Annotated in this window: 17 protein-coding genes; 7 read left to right on the top strand and 10 right to left on the bottom strand. The window is 36.3% G+C overall.

The features are described 5' to 3' along the window. Positions 1-47: 47 nt before the first annotated feature. From ACMAWV_RS11740 to ACMAWV_RS11730, 3 genes are all read left to right on the top strand, one after another. Positions 48-722, top strand: a complete 675-nt coding sequence (locus tag ACMAWV_RS11740) for a hypothetical protein (protein WP_103217861.1) — start codon at positions 48-50, stop codon at positions 720-722. Continuing rightward, positions 715-1,620, top strand: coding sequence for a hypothetical protein (locus ACMAWV_RS11735; protein WP_392993328.1), 906 nt, complete (start codon positions 715-717; stop codon positions 1,618-1,620). The genes ACMAWV_RS11740 and ACMAWV_RS11735 overlap by 8 nt, the downstream gene beginning before the upstream one ends. A 67-nt stretch (positions 1,621-1,687) precedes the next feature. Beyond that, the gene (locus tag ACMAWV_RS11730) at positions 1,688-2,194 is read left to right on the top strand and encodes a rhodanese-like domain-containing protein (protein ID WP_103217859.1); all 507 of its coding nucleotides are present in this window, start codon (positions 1,688-1,690) and stop codon (positions 2,192-2,194) included. A gap of 5 nt (positions 2,195-2,199) precedes the next feature. Here the strand turns inward: ACMAWV_RS11730 and ACMAWV_RS11725 are convergent, their stop codons facing one another. The 6 genes from ACMAWV_RS11725 to mreC all read right to left on the bottom strand — a co-directional run bounded on the left by ACMAWV_RS11725 (position 2,200) and on the right by mreC (position 7,660). Next, positions 2,200-2,685, bottom strand: coding sequence for a MarR family winged helix-turn-helix transcriptional regulator (locus ACMAWV_RS11725; RefSeq protein ID WP_103217858.1), 486 nt, complete (start codon positions 2,683-2,685; stop codon positions 2,200-2,202). 77 nt (positions 2,686-2,762) lie between these two features. Continuing rightward, positions 2,763-3,035 (bottom strand): hypothetical protein, encoded by a 273-nt coding sequence (locus tag ACMAWV_RS11720; RefSeq protein WP_103217857.1) that lies wholly within the window; start codon positions 3,033-3,035, stop codon positions 2,763-2,765. A gap of 64 nt (positions 3,036-3,099) precedes the next feature. Then, a complete protein-coding gene (gene rodA / locus ACMAWV_RS11715; protein WP_103217856.1) occupies positions 3,100-4,212 on the bottom strand; it encodes a rod shape-determining protein RodA in 1,113 nt (370 codons plus the stop codon). A gap of 15 nt (positions 4,213-4,227) precedes the next feature. Beyond that, complete coding sequence (mrdA, locus tag ACMAWV_RS11710) at positions 4,228-6,243, bottom strand: penicillin-binding protein 2 (RefSeq protein ID WP_103217855.1); 2,016 nt, start codon at positions 6,241-6,243, stop codon at positions 4,228-4,230. Further along, positions 6,243-6,773: a hypothetical protein gene (locus ACMAWV_RS11705; protein ID WP_103217854.1), complete on the bottom strand. Its 531-nt coding sequence runs from the start codon at positions 6,771-6,773 to the stop codon at positions 6,243-6,245. Before ACMAWV_RS11705 ends, mrdA begins: the two co-directional genes overlap by 1 nt. Next, on the bottom strand, positions 6,770-7,660 hold the full coding sequence (mreC, locus tag ACMAWV_RS11700) for a rod shape-determining protein MreC (protein ID WP_103217853.1): 891 nt from the start codon (positions 7,658-7,660) through the stop codon (positions 6,770-6,772). Before mreC ends, ACMAWV_RS11705 begins: the two co-directional genes overlap by 4 nt. 129 nt (positions 7,661-7,789) lie before the next feature. Between mreC and ACMAWV_RS11695 the strand changes: the two genes are divergently transcribed. From ACMAWV_RS11695 to ACMAWV_RS11685, 3 genes are all read left to right on the top strand, one after another. Beyond that, positions 7,790-9,253, top strand: coding sequence for a peptidylprolyl isomerase (locus tag ACMAWV_RS11695; protein WP_103217852.1), 1,464 nt, complete (start codon positions 7,790-7,792; stop codon positions 9,251-9,253). A 24-nt stretch (positions 9,254-9,277) separates the two neighbouring features. After that, on the top strand, positions 9,278-9,508 hold the full coding sequence (locus tag ACMAWV_RS11690; RefSeq protein WP_021268351.1) for a ferredoxin: 231 nt from the start codon (positions 9,278-9,280) through the stop codon (positions 9,506-9,508). A 116-nt stretch (positions 9,509-9,624) separates the two neighbouring features. Then, complete coding sequence (locus ACMAWV_RS11685) at positions 9,625-11,463, top strand: hypothetical protein (RefSeq protein ID WP_412475807.1); 1,839 nt, start codon at positions 9,625-9,627, stop codon at positions 11,461-11,463. 252 nt (positions 11,464-11,715) lie between these two features. Here the strand turns inward: ACMAWV_RS11685 and ACMAWV_RS11680 are convergent, their stop codons facing one another. From ACMAWV_RS11680 to ACMAWV_RS11665, 4 genes are all read right to left on the bottom strand, one after another. Then, positions 11,716-12,771: a hypothetical protein gene (locus ACMAWV_RS11680; RefSeq protein WP_392993341.1), complete on the bottom strand. Its 1,056-nt coding sequence runs from the start codon at positions 12,769-12,771 to the stop codon at positions 11,716-11,718. A gap of 74 nt (positions 12,772-12,845) precedes the next feature. Continuing rightward, positions 12,846-13,985 carry an acyl-CoA dehydrogenase gene (locus ACMAWV_RS11675; protein ID WP_103217849.1) on the bottom strand — a complete coding sequence of 380 codons (1,140 nt, stop codon included), beginning with the start codon at positions 13,983-13,985 and terminating at the stop codon, positions 12,846-12,848. 3 nt (positions 13,986-13,988) lie between these two features. Beyond that, a complete protein-coding gene (locus ACMAWV_RS11670; RefSeq protein WP_233189710.1) occupies positions 13,989-14,780 on the bottom strand; it encodes an enoyl-CoA hydratase/isomerase family protein in 792 nt (263 codons plus the stop codon). Further along, positions 14,770-15,615 (bottom strand): 3-hydroxybutyryl-CoA dehydrogenase, encoded by an 846-nt coding sequence (locus tag ACMAWV_RS11665; protein ID WP_103217847.1) that lies wholly within the window; start codon positions 15,613-15,615, stop codon positions 14,770-14,772. Before ACMAWV_RS11665 ends, ACMAWV_RS11670 begins: the two co-directional genes overlap by 11 nt. 227 nt (positions 15,616-15,842) lie before the next feature. Here ACMAWV_RS11665 and rpsT point away from each other — a divergent pair, with 227 nt between their 5' ends. Next, positions 15,843-16,103, top strand: coding sequence for a 30S ribosomal protein S20 (gene rpsT / locus ACMAWV_RS11660; protein ID WP_103217846.1), 261 nt, complete (start codon positions 15,843-15,845; stop codon positions 16,101-16,103). Positions 16,104-16,131: the final 28 nt, after the last annotated feature.

The following is a 16,131-nucleotide window of genomic DNA, read 5'->3' as shown; positions in this document are numbered from 1 at the left end:
TTGAATCTTTGGACTAGCCTCATGGGGCCCGTCTATAATAAATAGATATGAATAAGTTTTCACTTTATGTGCTATTAATTTTGCTTTATCTCGGTATATCGAAGAGTTTTTCTCCGTCTGAGAAGAGAACAATATTTGTTCCTAATGCGAATGCGTATGCAAATATATTTAAGGGCTCACCAATTTCAGTTATTCTTGAAAGAGAATTTTCTACTGGTGCTCTGATTAAGACTTATCACCATCGATACCAAATCATTCATGCCTTCAAAGCACCCCAAAGAATTAACGTCAGGATTTCTCGAGAGTTCTTCTTGGAGAATCAAAATAATATTGGGATGTCTTTATTTAGAAGATATGAAAATGATGAAAGCTCAACAGTCCCAATGCCTCCTGGTTCAATCTATATCGGCTCCCCTGCTTATGGAACATGGAGAACATCTGATTCAGGACAAAAAGTATGGCGCTTTCACCGCACCTACAAAAACTTTCCTCAAATCTTTCACTGGGGTGAATTTACTCCAACATATGACTTTTATCGCAGAATGATTGTCTTAGAAAAGGCAAGCTCTCCTTTCTATGGCCTAAATAATGAATTTGGGACAAACGGAACAGTGACTACGGCACACTATGCGTTCAAGAAAAAAAGTGAAAATAAAACAACACTAAAAGACATACTTAAGAAATATACAAGTTTACCTAAGTGGGAACAAAAGAATGAATGAGTTATACGATAAATTAATTATTCGAATTATTTTTGCACTAATTATTTGCTTTATTATTTATATTTATAAGCAAGCTCATTTAATTCTCTTTCCATCAATTAAGCATCAAATTCTAAAGAAATTCTCTCCATCAAAAAACTCTACTGATACAATTCACCTATTTGGAAGAATTATTGGAATCGGAATAATTTATTCGAATATTGTAATAAATGTTTCAGATGGAATGTATTTTGCACTTGGACAATTATTTTTAGAGTCGATAATGGTAATCGCACTCTACCTAGCTTCACTGTATATTTTAGAAAGTATTGTTCTTTATAACTTTGAATATGCTGATGAAATTTTACGTCGTAAAAACTATGCTTACGCTATTATATGTTTTTCTCACTCAATTTCTTTGGCCTATATTTTAAAAACTGTTATTAAGGTTTCAAATAGTTCTCTTATTATGACGCTTTTTCTATGGCTCTTTGCTGTGGTTCTCATTGGATTCTGTTCAAAGACATTTCAGATTATTTCAAAGCTCTCTTTTAATAGACTACTTGTGCAAAAAAGCTTGGCGGTTGCCATCTCATACATGGGATTTATTTTAGGGCTTTGTACGATTATTTCATCATCACTTGATCACTCTCTGCAAGATATTAAGTGGTACACGATTCAAGTTATTTTAAAAATCCTACTCTCTATTATTATCATTCCAATTATTCGTAAAGGCCTTATTTGGGTCTTCTCAATTCAAGATGATCTACAGATTAAGAAGGATGATACTGACGATTCAAACCTTAGTGTTGAACTTGGTTATGGTATTTATGAAGGTGCAATTCTCTTCACTTCATGCTTCTTAACAACGGTTATTACTGGGAATATCTATTACGGAAATTTTTACCCTCTCTTCTAAATAAGGGTACATTCCTTCATTCCACTTTTTATTTGGCCGATAAGAAATTGGAACGAGGAGGATTTTCGTGGATTTAAAATATTTTCAAATGCTAGATTTTATCAATACTAGACTAACTAATATTGAACGCAACCTTGCTAAGATTGACGAAAAGGTCGACTTCTCTGTTTCACTTCAAAGAAATCATTTAATTCGCGTAAAAAATGGTGAATTCATCGATGATAATATGATCTTAATGGGACTTCCATATAATGACCTTTCTCCTCGCAAAGCCTTTGATGTCTACGAAGATAAGGATATGGATTATATTATTTTAGATATCACACCTAAGGATTATGAAAAACCTGTAAAGCTTGAAGGTGCTATTCATATTCCGTATGAAGAACTCGATCACCGCTATGTTGAGATTACAAATAAGACAACACCTATCCTAGTGATTAGTGAGGATGGACTTAAATCAATACAAGCATGCGAAAAGCTAGTAAAGAAAGGTTTCTTTAACGTAAATAACGTTTCCGGCGGCTATAAATTTTGGCCGGCAACTCAAGGTTCAGTTGTAGTTAAAGTAGCTTAAACTTCTTAAAAATCGAGAGATAGGTTGAGTTGAATTCTCGACTCTAGAGTTTGCCTTTCAACATTACTTAATTTGTTGTGCATATTCTCAAGAGTAGACTGAATTCTTTCAAGCTCAACCTCTCCAATTCTTCTCGAATAATTACCTTCAATTAATTCAAGAACATCAAAGAGAGAGAACTTAAACTTCTCACCATATTCAGTTAAGTAAACGCGTTGTTCACGCTTATCAACTTCTGAAGATTTACGAACGATATAGCCACGCTTTTGTAACTCATTTAGATGGCTTGTCATTGTTTGTTTTTTTAGGCCACAAGAAGATCCAATCTCCTTGATAGTTGGTCCTTCGTTTTCACAAATATAAACTAGAATTTCAAGAAAACTTGGCCTTAAGTCTGTAAAGCCTTTGTCTTGTAGATAACTAAGAATGTGATTACTGTAGATACGATAGATCTTCTTCAGTAAACTTCCAATTGCAGATACGTGCTTCATTGCATACCTCACTAACACGAATATTGTAGCGAGATAAAAAAGACATAGTCAAATATTAGTACTATTTTAATCAAATCTTAAAATGTTCTCTCAAAACGGTGAATTAACTCATAAGGTACTGATTTCACGATAATTTGATCTTCGCTCCCCTGAGCTCCCCCATCGATGACATCAGTATTCGGAATTTTCATATCAGTTGTATGCACATATTCGAAATCTAGACCTAGATTCCACATATCTTCTTTAAGGCGATCAAATAACTCGAACTCACTATCGAAACCAGCACCAAAGGCCTGTGGCGCGGATAGTATTAAGACAAGTGTTAAAAAATTGATCATCTTTTTTAGCATATTTGCTCCATATTAAGTTGTTTTACTAATATAGATGCATTATCGATGCCAAAATCCCGCTCCTCTAAAAGAAGCGTCTTGTATTTGAAATAGAAGTCGCCACTCCAATACAAACCCCAAATGTCAAAAGTGAAGAACCACCATAAGACATTAAAGGAAGAGGCAGACCAACAACAGGTAATAACCCCATGACCATTCCCATATTAATAAAGGTGTGCCAGAAGAATATACTCATGACCCCGATAATGGTGACGGACTCAAAGATTCTACTGACGTTGACAGAGAGCCACACAAATCTAAAAAACAAGAAAAGATATAACCCAATTAATAAGATTGCTCCAAAGAAGCCATGCTCTTCATTATAAATAGAAAATACAAAGTCAGTATGATTTTCAGGTAAGTAGTTCAGGGAAGCCTGAGAGGACTTTCTAAGTCCCTTCCCGAATATTTTTCCAGACCCAATAGCAATCTTTGATTGAATAGCATTATAGCCAGTCCCTTTTGCATCCGCAGTTGGATTAATAAAGGTTTTAATACGATTTCTTTGATATTCTTTTAAACCGAATTGATACATCACGCCACCACTGACAAGACCAACAAGAGCGAGAATTAAAAGTGTCTTCCACTTAAGTTTTCTAAAGAACACCATCGTAAAGAAAATTAGAAGAATAAGAAGTCCTGTTCCTAAGTCCGGTTGAACTACAATTAAGATCGTCGGGATAAATGCCAAGATAGCAGGCTTAATTAAATCCTTGAGTCCAAGTTCACTATCAGGAGCATAATTTCTAAAGTATCTAGCGAGTACGAAAATAACAGATATTTTCATTAACTCTGAAGGTTGGAATCTAATTGGCCCAATCATTAGCCAACGTCTTGCCCCCATTCCTTTATGACCAAGAACAATAACCAATATTAGTAGAACAATATTAAATAGATAAATAGGCCATGCGAAACGATAAAGATTTTGTGGGTTAATAAAACTAATAACGAAAGCAATGACAATCGAAAGAGCATACCATCCAATTTGTACTTTAAATAAATTTGCATGTGCAGTAGAGGCAGACGCATGTGTTGCTGAATATAGATTAAGAATTCCGAAGAAAAAGATAACTGAACTCAAAAGAAAGAATGAGAAGTCATATCTTTTAAAAAATTCTTTAATATTTGATAAATCCATTAAGTTCTCACTTTTTTAATCTTCAGTTTGACCTTCGTCATCACCATCAGAATCTTCATTCTTCTTTTCTTTTTCGGCCCTAAGTCTTTCCGCTTCTTCACGCTTTTTTCTTCTATCAGCGAAGAAGTCTGACATGATTTTGCGATCTTCCTTGGCATAAATCTTATGAAGATCTGGCATATACTTTTTCATATATGTCGTTAGAACATTTCGAACAATAGGTCCTGCAGCACCTGATCCAGAACAACCGTGTTCAACAACAGCTGCAACTGCAACACGAGGATTTTCATATGGAGCAAAAGCCACAAATAACCCGTGGTGTCTCTGGTTATATGGTTTCTCAGAACATTTTTGAAATAGCTCAGTTGTACTCATCGAGATAACCTGAGACGTACCAGACTTACCGGCCATCTTTACACCAGTACCTCTAACCCACCAGCCAGTACCTCTTGGGTGGTTGGCCACTTCATAAAGACCCTGTCTTACATCAATCAGAGTTTGTTCACTCACCTTTGCTGTTTGAACTAGATCTTCTTTATAGCTTTTAATGATATCACCTTTATTATTAAAAACTTCTCTAACGATTTGAGGCTTATAAACCTTCCCACCATTTGCAATCGCAGCATAAGAAACAGCAAGTTGAAGTGGAGTTGTTAAAACATAAGACTGTCCAATAACACAACTTACCGTTTCACCATCTTGCCACTTTTCTCCAAAGCGTTTCTCTTTCCACTCACGAGTAGGAATTAGACCTGTTGTTTCTCTTGGAAGTGCAATACCTGTCTTCTCACCAAGCCCAAACATTCTCGAATATCTTGCAAGTACATCAATATCCAATTCAACTGCGATCTTATAATAATAAACATCAACAGATCTTCTTAGAGATTTGTATAAATCAGTTATTCCGTGTCCTGATCTTTTCCAGTCATTATAAGTACGACGACCTAGGCGGAAGCGTGGCCCACACATAACTTCATCTTTAGCTTTAATGATGCCTTCTTCTAAAGCAGCAATCGCTGTAAAAACTTTAAATGTAGAACCTGGAGCATAGTGATCTTGGATTGTACGATCTCGAAGTGGACGGTCAGGATTATTAATAAGAGAGTTCCAATACTCTGAAGTTAGCCCCTTAGAAAACTGCCCTGGATCAAATGAAGGACGAGATACCATCGTTAGGACTTCACCATTTCTAACGTCAACAGCAACAACACCACCAACTTTCCCCTCTAAGGATTTATAAGCAGTTTTTTGCATATCACGATCAATTGTTAATCTTAGGTTGTTTCCTGGTGTTGCTTTCTTATTTTCAATGCCCGCAAGAATATTACTAGTTCCAATAGAACGGCGCATACGCCCTCTAGCATCTACTTCCATAATTTGATAACCATCTTCTCCTCGAAGGTCCTGATCAAATCTTTCTTCAACACCTGCTTGACCAATAAAGTCTCCAAGCTTGTAATCAATATTATCTCTTTTGCGATAACGAGGTAGTTGGTTTTGAGAAATCTCACCGATATAACCAAGCAAGTGTGAGCCTACTTCCTTATCTCGATACTCGCGAGAAATAAATGTTTCAACTTGAACACCTGGAAGCTTCTCATTTTCTGTTTCAATGATGGCCACTTCTTTATTAGAAATATTTTTCTTGATACGAACAGGACGATAGCGTGCTTGCCCACGAAATTTCTTAAGAGTTGAGTAGATCTCCTTCTCAGTCATTTCAAGAATTTTAGCAAGCTTCTTAATCGTCTCTTTCTTATTGTCTAAGTATTGTGGAATAATAACTAAGTCAAAACGAGGTACGTTATCAACCATGAGTTGATTATTACGTGAAAAGATCATTCCTCTTGGTGCCTTAACTGTTTCTTTTCTTAAGCGGTTTTGAATTGAATATTGATACAGTAGATCACCTTGGTAAATCTGAAGGTACCATAAACGTATTAAAATAATCGCAAACGCGAGCGTAATTAAAGTAAATAGAATGTCGGCCCTAGTCTTATGAGACCGAACTACTTCTTCTTCAGCAAACATTAGACATTATTCCCCATAAGGCCTTCACTCTTCGTTCTCCAAACTTTATCAAGTAATGAAAAGAAGATAGGAGCTAATAAAGATAAAATAATACTCTCAGGAATAAAGCGCCAAAATTTCTGCACAATATAATCGAAGCTATCAAACTTTAAATATAGTAGTGATGAACTGATAAAAAACCACAGAACCTGAAAGAGAAAAACTGTCAGCATCGTGATAAAGCTACTTGTAAAGTGTAGAAGATCTCTTAGGTATCCAATCACAATACAAATTAAGATTCCCGAAATTGTTCCGTACTCCCACCCTTCAATTGAAAAAAGTGAATGAGTTAATTGAAGAATTAAAATGATAATTGCAAGATACGGAGTTTCCAATTTAAAACCAATATAAAGAACAAGAAGAACATTAAATGGAATCATGTATTTGTTAAGGCCAAATAGTGGTAAGAAAGCACTGGCCAAAACTTCTAGTACAATTAGGATTAATACAGTTATTAATAATCGAATTGGGATATCTGAAGACTTAATCATCTCCCATCTCCTTGTTGAGCATTATTCTCTAGAGCTTCCCACTCCACACGTTTCTTGTCTTGGTCCTCTGAAGGAACAAGAACAGCGACTTCTTCAAGTTTTGAAAAGTCGACAGTTGGAGTTACTTCTAGGTGTTGAGTAATCCCATAACTCTCTCGTTCAATCTTTGTGATAATCCCAACAGGGATTCCTCGAGGATAAATATTTCCAAGTCCTGAAGTAATAACAAGATCATTCAAACGAACAGGATCTGTACGTACCACATACTTCATCACAGTACGCCATCCAGAATAACCTTCAAGAATACCGTATGAACGTGTGCGATTTACGATAACATCAACGCGGTTACTTGGATCAAGTATTGTTAGAATGTCGGCAAAGTGATCTGTTAAACGATAAACGTAGCCAACGATTCCATCTGAAGTTACAACTGTAGATTGCAACTTAATACCATCCTTGAAACCTTTATCAATACGAATAACTCTAAAGTCACTTGAAGAGTCCCATGCCACAACTTGAGCAGAAATCATTTCATGTTTAATTTTTTTACCAAAATTTAAGATTTGACGCAGGCGTTGGTTTTCTTGTTCTAATTGCTTTAACGCAAATACTTCCTGCTTTAACGAACCAATTTGTTCTTTCAAAGTAACATTTTCTTTCGACGCATTAACATTAAGCATATAGTCTTCAAAGAACGAAGCTACATTCTTGTATGCATTTGAAATGCCTCTTTGAAGAGGTGCCAACGTGTCCATCATAACATTTTCAAAAATTGAGGCTTCTTTGTAAGGTGCCTTACGCTTTGACACGCCGTAAAATGCAAGTGATAGAACAACTAGGTTTATGATTAATTTGGTTCGAGATCCTTCCGATGCAATTAGCTTCATTCTAATCCTAAGTTGCTATTTTTTTTTATATTAAAAGAGTACACAGGATTATTTAAACTGCCAATATTCTTTACGGAGTAGCATATTTAAGTGATAATAACGAAAATTAAAATTACATGGAGTGGTAAAATGTCATCTAATTTTCAGAAAAAATCATCGCAGATATTCCTGACTCTTTTCATCGGAATTATCGTTATTTCATTCATGGTTTCAGGCCCATTTTTCAATACGGGAACACCTGATTCAATTGGTAGTGTTGCTGGTCACGATATTAAGGTTCGCGACTTTAACATGGAAGTACAAAGACAATCTGATTTTTACTCAAAGTTTATTGGTGGAGGCCAACCTCTTACTTCTCAACAAATGAGCCAATATAAAGTTTATGACAACGCGATCAGAAATTTAGTTTTCCAAAAACTAAGAGTTGTTCTTTCTGAAGATCTTGGGATTCTTGTTTCAAAAGATGAAGTAATTAATGAAATTAAAAACACTTCTTACTTCCAAACAAATAAGCAGTTCGATATCAATAAATATAAAACTCTTCTTTCATATAACAAGTTCACTCCAGAAAATTATGAAGAAGAACAAAAAGAAAGAATTGCACTGACGAAACTACAAAACATTGTTCAACATGTTCCTGTTTCAAAAGCTCTTACTAAAGAATTAAATGAACTTTACAATGACAAGAGAAATGCAAAGATTATTACAATCAAAAGTGCAAACGTAAGAAAGCTTGTAACAATCTCATCTTCAGATATTACAGCTTTTCTAAAAGAAGAAGCTAATAAGGCTAAAGTAGAATCTTTATTTAAAGACAAGCTGCCTCTACTTAGTCAACCTGAGCAAGTTAGAACAAGACATATTTTAATTTCTACTGAAAATGGAAATGAAGCAGAAGCACTTAAAGAAGCAAACAAGATCAGAAAAGAAGTTAACACTAAGAACTTTGTAACTCTTGCTAAGAAATATACTCAAGAGCCACAAGGTAAAACGAACGGTGGAGACCTTAACTGGGTTAAGCGTGGACAAATGGTTCCAGAATTTGAAAAAGCAACATTTGCTCTTAAGAAAGGTGAAATCTCTCAGCCAGTTAAGACTTCATATGGTTACCACATCATTTACGCTCAAGATCGTAAAGAAGCGGTAGTTGCAAAAATTGAAGATCACCAAAGAGATATTGCAAAAGAAATTCTTCAAAAAGAAAAAGATGTTGCTCCTCTAATGGCAACAGCAATTAAAGAAGTACAAAAAGCAGCTTCAAACTCAAAAGCACTTAAGTCACTTGAAGAGAAGTACGGACTTGGTATTAAAGAAATCAATATCAATAAACTTGAAGGTGCTGGACCAACAGGTGAACTTGATGAGAAACAAGTTGCTGAAGTTTTCACAAAAGACTCGGGTCTATTTACTTTTGAAGACGCTACACAAACAACAATTGTTGCTACGACTCCTGCAAAATCAACAGATTCAAAGGGTTATGATGTGAACGCACTTACTAATATTAGTGCTCAACAAACTCTAAAAACTCTGCTAGATAAGTTAGGAAAAGAATATACTTTTAAGCAAAATAAATACGCACAATTACCACAGTAATTTTAAATAATTTGGAGAAGTGAGATGGCCGACAAAAGCGCAAAATTTGATCAAAATGTAGATGGAAAGTTCTATGTTGATGACCAATGCATCGCCTGTGATGCTTGCGTGATGGAGGCTCCTCGCTTCTTTGAAATGAATGACGACGAAGGCCATGCCTTCGTTAAGCTTCAGCCTTCAAATGATGCTGAACTTGAAGAGTGTATGTCTGCTCTTGAGGCATGCCCAGTAGAAGCTATTGGAGAGGACGGCTAAGTCCTCAATTTCTTTGCAACTCACCTCTCTTTTTTAATCTCCTAAACTACTAAAATCACATTAAATTAAATCAAATTGAATTAAAGTTATCTGCCCAAATAACCGAGTAGTATAATATGGTTATGAGGTTAAAAACCCTATTCATTCTAACGAGCTTAAGCTTTAGTGCCGTTGCAAAAAATAGCAATGACAATCAAGAAGCACGTTATCTTCAAGTTCTAACAAGTCAGAACCCGATGTTTGAAAGTGCCATGAGTGTTCCTGGTGTCAAGGATATGTATTCCGAATGCTATCGACAGGAATCAGAGAAAACATCATTTAATGGTGTTGAAGTTGGAAATTGTCTATGGGGAAAAATTCAAGCCGATGAAGGAACACTTAAGCAAATCAACAAACTAGTTGAGAAGCAGAGTGGAAAAGATGGATCCGGGCGCTATCGTACAACAATGGATACGGCCAAAGGAACATCAAAAGGACTTGAAACCTTAAAACAATTTCTTATCGAAAAGCTTGAAAAGGCCCTTTACGGAGAATTTGATAGTAAAACTGGCCAATACGATAAAATCGCAAGTCAAAAAACATTCTTTGAATTATATAAAACGCAACTTGGTAAAAATATTATCTCAGCAGCAACGAGCTACTGTATTGAATCAAAGAACTATGGTTACCCTCTCATTTCTGAAGATGAATCGGTAAGAGAAAAAGTTAAAAATGAAAACCTCGTTGGCCTAAATGAAACTATCATAAGAACAGATCCAAATACCGGTGAACAAAAACAAGTTCTAAAATCTGCAAGTAACTGGGAAGCATGTATTGGTAATATCAACGCTGTTTGCTACGCAGGGGCTGCCGGTGGAGAATTCAAAGTTTTCAACTCCGACCCGAATAACACACAAGGCGAGAAAAAGATCGTTCGTGCAGATATCATAAATACTTGTGCAAAACATGTTTCAGGTAAAGATAGTGACGAAAAAGTTGATAAGTGTGATTCTCTTGTTCGCTACTCATACCCAAGAGCCTGTAACGTCATTCAGTATATTGAGTTAGCAAGACAAAGTATTACAACAACAGATGGTATCGCAAAGAAGTTTGAAAAACTTCAAGGCACAGATAGCTTATCAAATGTAAAAATGTATGATTCACGAGAAAAGTCAGACGAGAGTATTGATGCTCTTACAACGATTTCTTCTGGTGAAGCAATGGACGCTGTTGCAAAAGGACAAAAAGAAGAGATTGCAGCAATGGAAGAATGTTATAAAGATGGCAAGATCGTTGATGCAGAGGCATGTAAAAACTTTCTTTCATCAAATAGAGAGGAACAGTACTCTCTTCTTGGAGAGCTAAAGATACAAGAAGAAGTTACACTACAAAGACTAAAAGATATCGAAGATAATCCAGAGGAAGTTGCAAAACTTCTTATTGAAGAAGGTTACACTGAGGATGAAGCTAAGAATCTTGCAACTGTTCAAGGTGTAAAGGATCAAATTGCAAAACGTTATGAGGCCAAGAAAGACGCCATTCTTCAATCTCTAAGTGATGAAATCAAAAAACATACAACAAAGGGTGATGAATTTAGCGAAATTGAAGATCTTGAAACCATAGCGGCACTAGCAGAAAAAACGCAGAAAAAAGCCGAGAATTTCTCTAAGCTCGTACACTTTAATAATATCGTTTCTTCATACCTGGAAATTCGTAGTGGAGACGAAAACGAAGATACTCAACGAAACACGCGTGCTCTAGCAATGGAGATGAAAAACTCTATCCTTTCGGAAGAGAATCGTGAAAAGTACAAAGAGATGGGAGTTGATCTAGGATCGATTGGTTACTCTGCAGATGATCTTAATGAAAAATTTGCAACTACAGGAATGGACTATTCTGAATCTTCAAATGATGATGCCACACTAGATGTTGGTGATATTAACACTTATCTTTTAAGTTTATTTAAGGGTGAATAGGTTTCTAAGTAATTCTGATTTTTTAAGTAAATTTTTTTGCTAACTTTCACTTCGTGAAAGTGTCGCTTTTCATTGCGAGAGTTTTGCTAACTTTAGCTTCGCTAAAGTGTCGCTTTTATTTTGCGACACCTTTCCCATTGCTCCTGAGACAACAAAGCCGGGCTTGAACCCGGCTTGTTGAATTAGTTTTCTAGCTAAAGATTGGGGAGCTGGCATAGCGTCCAATAGTTTGCCTTTGGGCAAACAATGACGCTATTCCTCATCCATAATAGCTTTAACAGATGACTTAGTTTCAAAAGCGATATCCTGATCGTCTTCTGCATCAATATCATCAACTTCGTCAAAGCTCTCATCCGCTTCAATATCCATCTCACGAAGAACATCTACGAATGCCTTATCATCATTAAGATCTTTTAGAACTTCATCAATAACTTTTATCGGGTACTTACCAATAATCTCTTTTACATACTTCTGAAGCATTCCTTCTTCAAGAATTGAGATCTTATTCTTAATTTCTTTCCAATATCCAATATAGTGAAGACGACAGAAACCAGCTGTAGTCGCAGGATTATCACATCCTTTTGCTAAACACTCATCTGTATCACCTAGGAAGTAGTCTAAAGTTTCAGCAAGTCTGAATACTTCTTCAACTTTTTCTTCTTCAGTTGCCGGAAGTGGAGTCTTTTTAATTACTTCTTCTTCCTCGTCCTCTTCTTCTAAAATCTCGTCTTCACCAGCAACCTCAAGCTCTTCTTCTTCGATTTCATCTTCATCAAAAAGCTCTGGTTGCACCTCAACGATTTCTTCTTCAACTTCTACAACTTCTTCAACAACCTCTTCCTTCTTTGCTTTCGCTTTTGTTGGCTTTGTTGTTGCTTTCTTTGCAGTTGTTTTTTTCTCAGCTGCAGCCTTCTTAGTTGTCTTCTTAGCTGCTACCTTAGTTGTTTTCTTTGCAACTTTTTTAGCTGCAGCTTTAGTAGTCTTTTTCTCAACTTTCTTTGCTGCTACTTTTGTAGTTTTCTTTGCAACTTTTTTAGCGACTTTCTTTTCAGCTTTTTTGGCCACTTTTTTTGTTACTTTTTTAGCCGCTTTCTTTGTTACTTTCTTGGCAGCTTTTTTGGCCGTCTTTTTTGTAACTTTCTTAGCTGCTGCTTTAGTTGTTTTCTTCGCAACTTTTTTTGCAGCTTTCTTAGCTGTTTTCTTAGCTGTCTTAGGTGCTGCTTTTTTAGTTGTTTTCTTAGTCGTTTTTTTCGCAACTTTTTTCGCAGCTTTCTTAGCTGTTTTCTTCTTAGTAGTTTTTTTGGCCATGCCTACTTTCTCCAAGATTTTCTTTAACATAACAAGTTAAAACCGTATCACTTCTCTTTCAATTGAACAACTATCTACTTTAAGCTCTTAAGCTCATTAGCAGCGATAACCACTCTTTGAATCTCTGAAGTCCCTTCATAAATTTCTGTAATTTTAGCGTCACGGAAGAATCTCTCAACCGGATACTCTTTTGTATAACCATTACCACCACAAACTTGAATCGCTTGAGTTGTAATCCACATTGCCGATTCAGCTGCAAATAGCTTTGCCTGAGCAGATTGTAGTGAATACTCTTCACCATTATCCTTTCTACGAGAAGCCTCCCAAATTAGAAGACGAGACGCAGCAAGTTTTGTACTCATATCAGCAAGTTTAAATTGAATCGCTTGAAGAGCGTGAAGTGGCTTACCAAACTGAACTCTTTCATTTGAGTAGTGCTTAGCATAACGGAATGCAGCTTCACCAATCCCAAGGGCCTGAGCAGCAATACCGATACGTCCACCATCAAGTGTATTCATCGCAATTTTGAAACCTTTTTCATACTCGCCTAGTAAATTTTCTTTTGGAACTCTAACTTTATCAAATGCGATTTGAGCTGTTGAAGATCCTTTGATCCCAAGCTTATCTTCACATTTCATAACTTCGAAACCTTCTGAGTCACATTCAACGATGAATGCAGAGATTCCTTTATAGTTATCAGTCTTAGAAGTTTTTGCAAAAACAACTGCGATATTCGCTTCTTTACCATTTGTAATGAAGTTCTTAGTTCCACTAATCTCGTAGTAGTCACCTTTATCTTCTGCATAAGTTGTTAATGAACCAGCATCAGTTCCTGCATTTGGTTCAGATAGACAGAAACAACCAATATGCTCACCTGTAGCAAGCTTTGGAAGATACTTTTTCTTTTGTTCTTCATTACCAAAGTTTAAGATTGGATAAACACATAAAGATGTGTGAGCTGAGATTAGTACCCCTGTTGAAGCACAAGCACGTGAAATCTCTTCCACGATAATCGAGTATGAAACGTAATCCATACCTGCTCCACCGTACTCTTCTGGAACATATGAACCTAGGAATCCATTTTCACCAAGCTTAGCAACAAGCTCAGTTGGAATTTTTTCATTCTTATCAATAGAAGCCGCAAGTGGCGCAACTTCACTGTCTGCAAATTTAGAAACTAGGTCTCTAAGTTCTTGGTAGTCACTTAACATCATTTATTATTCCCCTTTAAATACAGGTTTTCTTTTTTCAACAAAAGCAGCTGTCCCTTCTTTCATATCGTAAGAAGAGAAGATATCACCAAAGTGGCGAGCTTCAATATCTAGACCTTCTTCAACAGTAAGGTCGTTTCCTTCATTCATAAGCATTTTTGAAATAGCTACAGCATTTGGTGAGTTCTTTGCAATAGACTCAAGTGTCTTCATTGCTTCATCAAGCATTTCTTGTTGAGTTTCAAATGAACGAACAACAAGACCAATTTCTTTTGCTTCATTAATATCTACATTGCGTCCAGTATAGATGATTTCTTTGGCGCGATTGCGGCCAATAAGCTTAGACAATCTTTGTGTTCCGCCAAAGCCTGGAACTAGACCTAGCTTAACTTCTGGCTGACCAAATACTGCAGTATTAGTTGCATAGATAAAGTCACATGCCATTGCCATTTCGCAACCACCACCAAGTGCAAAACCATTTACACATGCGATAACTGGAATATTAAGACTTTCAAAAAGTAGCGTTACATCTTGTCCAAGAGTTGAGAAGTCATGTCCTTCATCAACACTCATATCACTCATCTCTGCGATATCGGCACCAGCAATAAATGCTTTCTCTCCAGCACCTGTAAAAATCATCCCTTTAAGGTCATGATTTTCGCTTAGTGAAGATAGGAAATCTTTTAGTTCATGAAGAACTTGTGAGTTAAGAGCATTGTACTTCTTCTCACGGTTTACTTTTAAAACTCCGATATCACCCATTTTTTCAAATGAGATTGTTTCAAAATTAGTACTCATAAACACCCTTACCTACTTTACGTCCGAAGCGCCCAGCAGTTACATATTTTTTCAGAAGTGGACATGGACGATACTTTGTATCACCTAGACCATCGTGAAGAACTTCCATGATTGCAAGACAAGTATCAAGACCGATGAAGTCAGCAAGTTCTAATGGACCCATTGGCTGGTTACATCCAAGCTTCATTGCATCGTCAATACCTTTAGCTTCAGCAACACCTTCATAAAGTGTATAGAAAGCTTCGTTAATCATTGGCATAAGAATTCTATTTACAGCAAAGCCTGCTACGTCGTCTGCGCGTACAACAGTCTTCCCCATTTTCTGAGCAGCTTCTTCCACAGCGTTGATTGTTTCAGAACTTGTTTCAAGCCCTGTGATTGTTTCAACAAGCTTCATTACAGGAACTGGATTCATAAAGTGCATTCCTGCTACTTTCGCTGGGCGAGAAGTTGCAGCAGCAATTTCAGTAATTGAAATTGAAGAAGTATTCGAAGCAAGAATCGCTTCAGGTTTTGCAATTTCATCTAATTGTTTAAAGATTTTAAATTTGATTTCTTTGTTTTCAGTTGCAGCTTCAATGAATAGATCACAATCCTTAAGGTCGGCCATATCAGAAGTTGTCGTAAGATTTGCAAGAGTCGCCTCAACGTAAGACTGCTCCCACTTCCCCTTTGAAACACCTTTGTCTAATTGCTTTTTGATAAAGTTGTGACCGAACTCAAGACCCTCGGCACTGATATCGTACATAAAAACTTTATAGTCATTCATAGCAGCAACTTGAGCAATTCCACGCCCCATTTGCCCTGCTCCAATAACGGCAATTTGTTTAATCATTGTGTCTCCTTTGTATTGGCATTGAAAGTACCTAATTTAAAAGGGATCGTCCATTAAATTACTGGTTAATAGGGCCTTATTTGGTCCTATGGCCCAACCAACAAAAACAACAAAATATAGTGACTTATCGTGTAATTTTAACTTTTCACTTGCAAAAAGGCCCTTGGCAGATTATAAAAAGGGGCTTATTAATTAGATGTTGAACAAGTTAAACGTAGGAGTCGATTGTGGCAAACCACAAATCTGCAAAGAAAAGATCTAGACAATCAATTGTTAGAAACGAAAGAAATACTGCAAGAAAAACTGCTGTTAAGTCAGCTGTAAAGAACGTAAGAAATGCTATTGAAGCAGGTAACAAAGAAGAGGCATCATCTCTACTAGTTAAAGCGCAAAAGCTTCTTTCACGTCTTTCTAAGCACGGAGTTATCAAAGGTAACGCTGCTGGTAGAAAAACATCTAGACTTGCTGGTCAAATCAACAAACTTTAATCTTTTTCGAAAGTTTGAATATATAAGA

This window comes from Halobacteriovorax sp. RT-1-1 (genome assembly GCF_047085455.1).
Classification (GTDB): domain Bacteria; phylum Bdellovibrionota; class Bacteriovoracia; order Bacteriovoracales; family Bacteriovoracaceae; genus Halobacteriovorax_A.
This window is presented reverse-complemented; position numbering and strand designations above follow the sequence as displayed.

Coding starts and splice junctions, on each gene's coding strand:
- ACMAWV_RS11735 (WP_392993328.1), top strand. CDS start 715: ATGAATGAGTTATACGATAAATTAATTATTCGAATTATTTTTGCACTA.
- ACMAWV_RS11670 (WP_233189710.1), bottom strand. CDS start 14,780: ATGAGTACTAATTTTGAAACAATCTCATTTGAAAAAATGGGTGATATC.
- rodA (WP_103217856.1), bottom strand. CDS start 4,212: ATGGATTTATCAAATATTAAAGAATTTTTTAAAAGATATGACTTCTCA.
- ACMAWV_RS11690 (WP_021268351.1), top strand. CDS start 9,278: ATGGCCGACAAAAGCGCAAAATTTGATCAAAATGTAGATGGAAAGTTC.
- ACMAWV_RS11685 (WP_412475807.1), top strand. CDS start 9,625: ATGGTTATGAGGTTAAAAACCCTATTCATTCTAACGAGCTTAAGCTTT.
- ACMAWV_RS11725 (WP_103217858.1), bottom strand. CDS start 2,685: ATGAAGCACGTATCTGCAATTGGAAGTTTACTGAAGAAGATCTATCGT.
- ACMAWV_RS11680 (WP_392993341.1), bottom strand. CDS start 12,771: ATGGCCAAAAAAACTACTAAGAAGAAAACAGCTAAGAAAGCTGCGAAA.
- ACMAWV_RS11740 (WP_103217861.1), top strand. CDS start 48: ATGAATAAGTTTTCACTTTATGTGCTATTAATTTTGCTTTATCTCGGT.
- ACMAWV_RS11720 (WP_103217857.1), bottom strand. CDS start 3,035: ATGCTAAAAAAGATGATCAATTTTTTAACACTTGTCTTAATACTATCC.
- ACMAWV_RS11665 (WP_103217847.1), bottom strand. CDS start 15,615: ATGATTAAACAAATTGCCGTTATTGGAGCAGGGCAAATGGGGCGTGGA.
- ACMAWV_RS11705 (WP_103217854.1), bottom strand. CDS start 6,773: ATGATTAAGTCTTCAGATATCCCAATTCGATTATTAATAACTGTATTA.
- ACMAWV_RS11695 (WP_103217852.1), top strand. CDS start 7,790: ATGTCATCTAATTTTCAGAAAAAATCATCGCAGATATTCCTGACTCTT.
- ACMAWV_RS11675 (WP_103217849.1), bottom strand. CDS start 13,985: ATGATGTTAAGTGACTACCAAGAACTTAGAGACCTAGTTTCTAAATTT.
- mrdA (WP_103217855.1), bottom strand. CDS start 6,243: ATGTTTGCTGAAGAAGAAGTAGTTCGGTCTCATAAGACTAGGGCCGAC.
- mreC (WP_103217853.1), bottom strand. CDS start 7,660: ATGAAGCTAATTGCATCGGAAGGATCTCGAACCAAATTAATCATAAAC.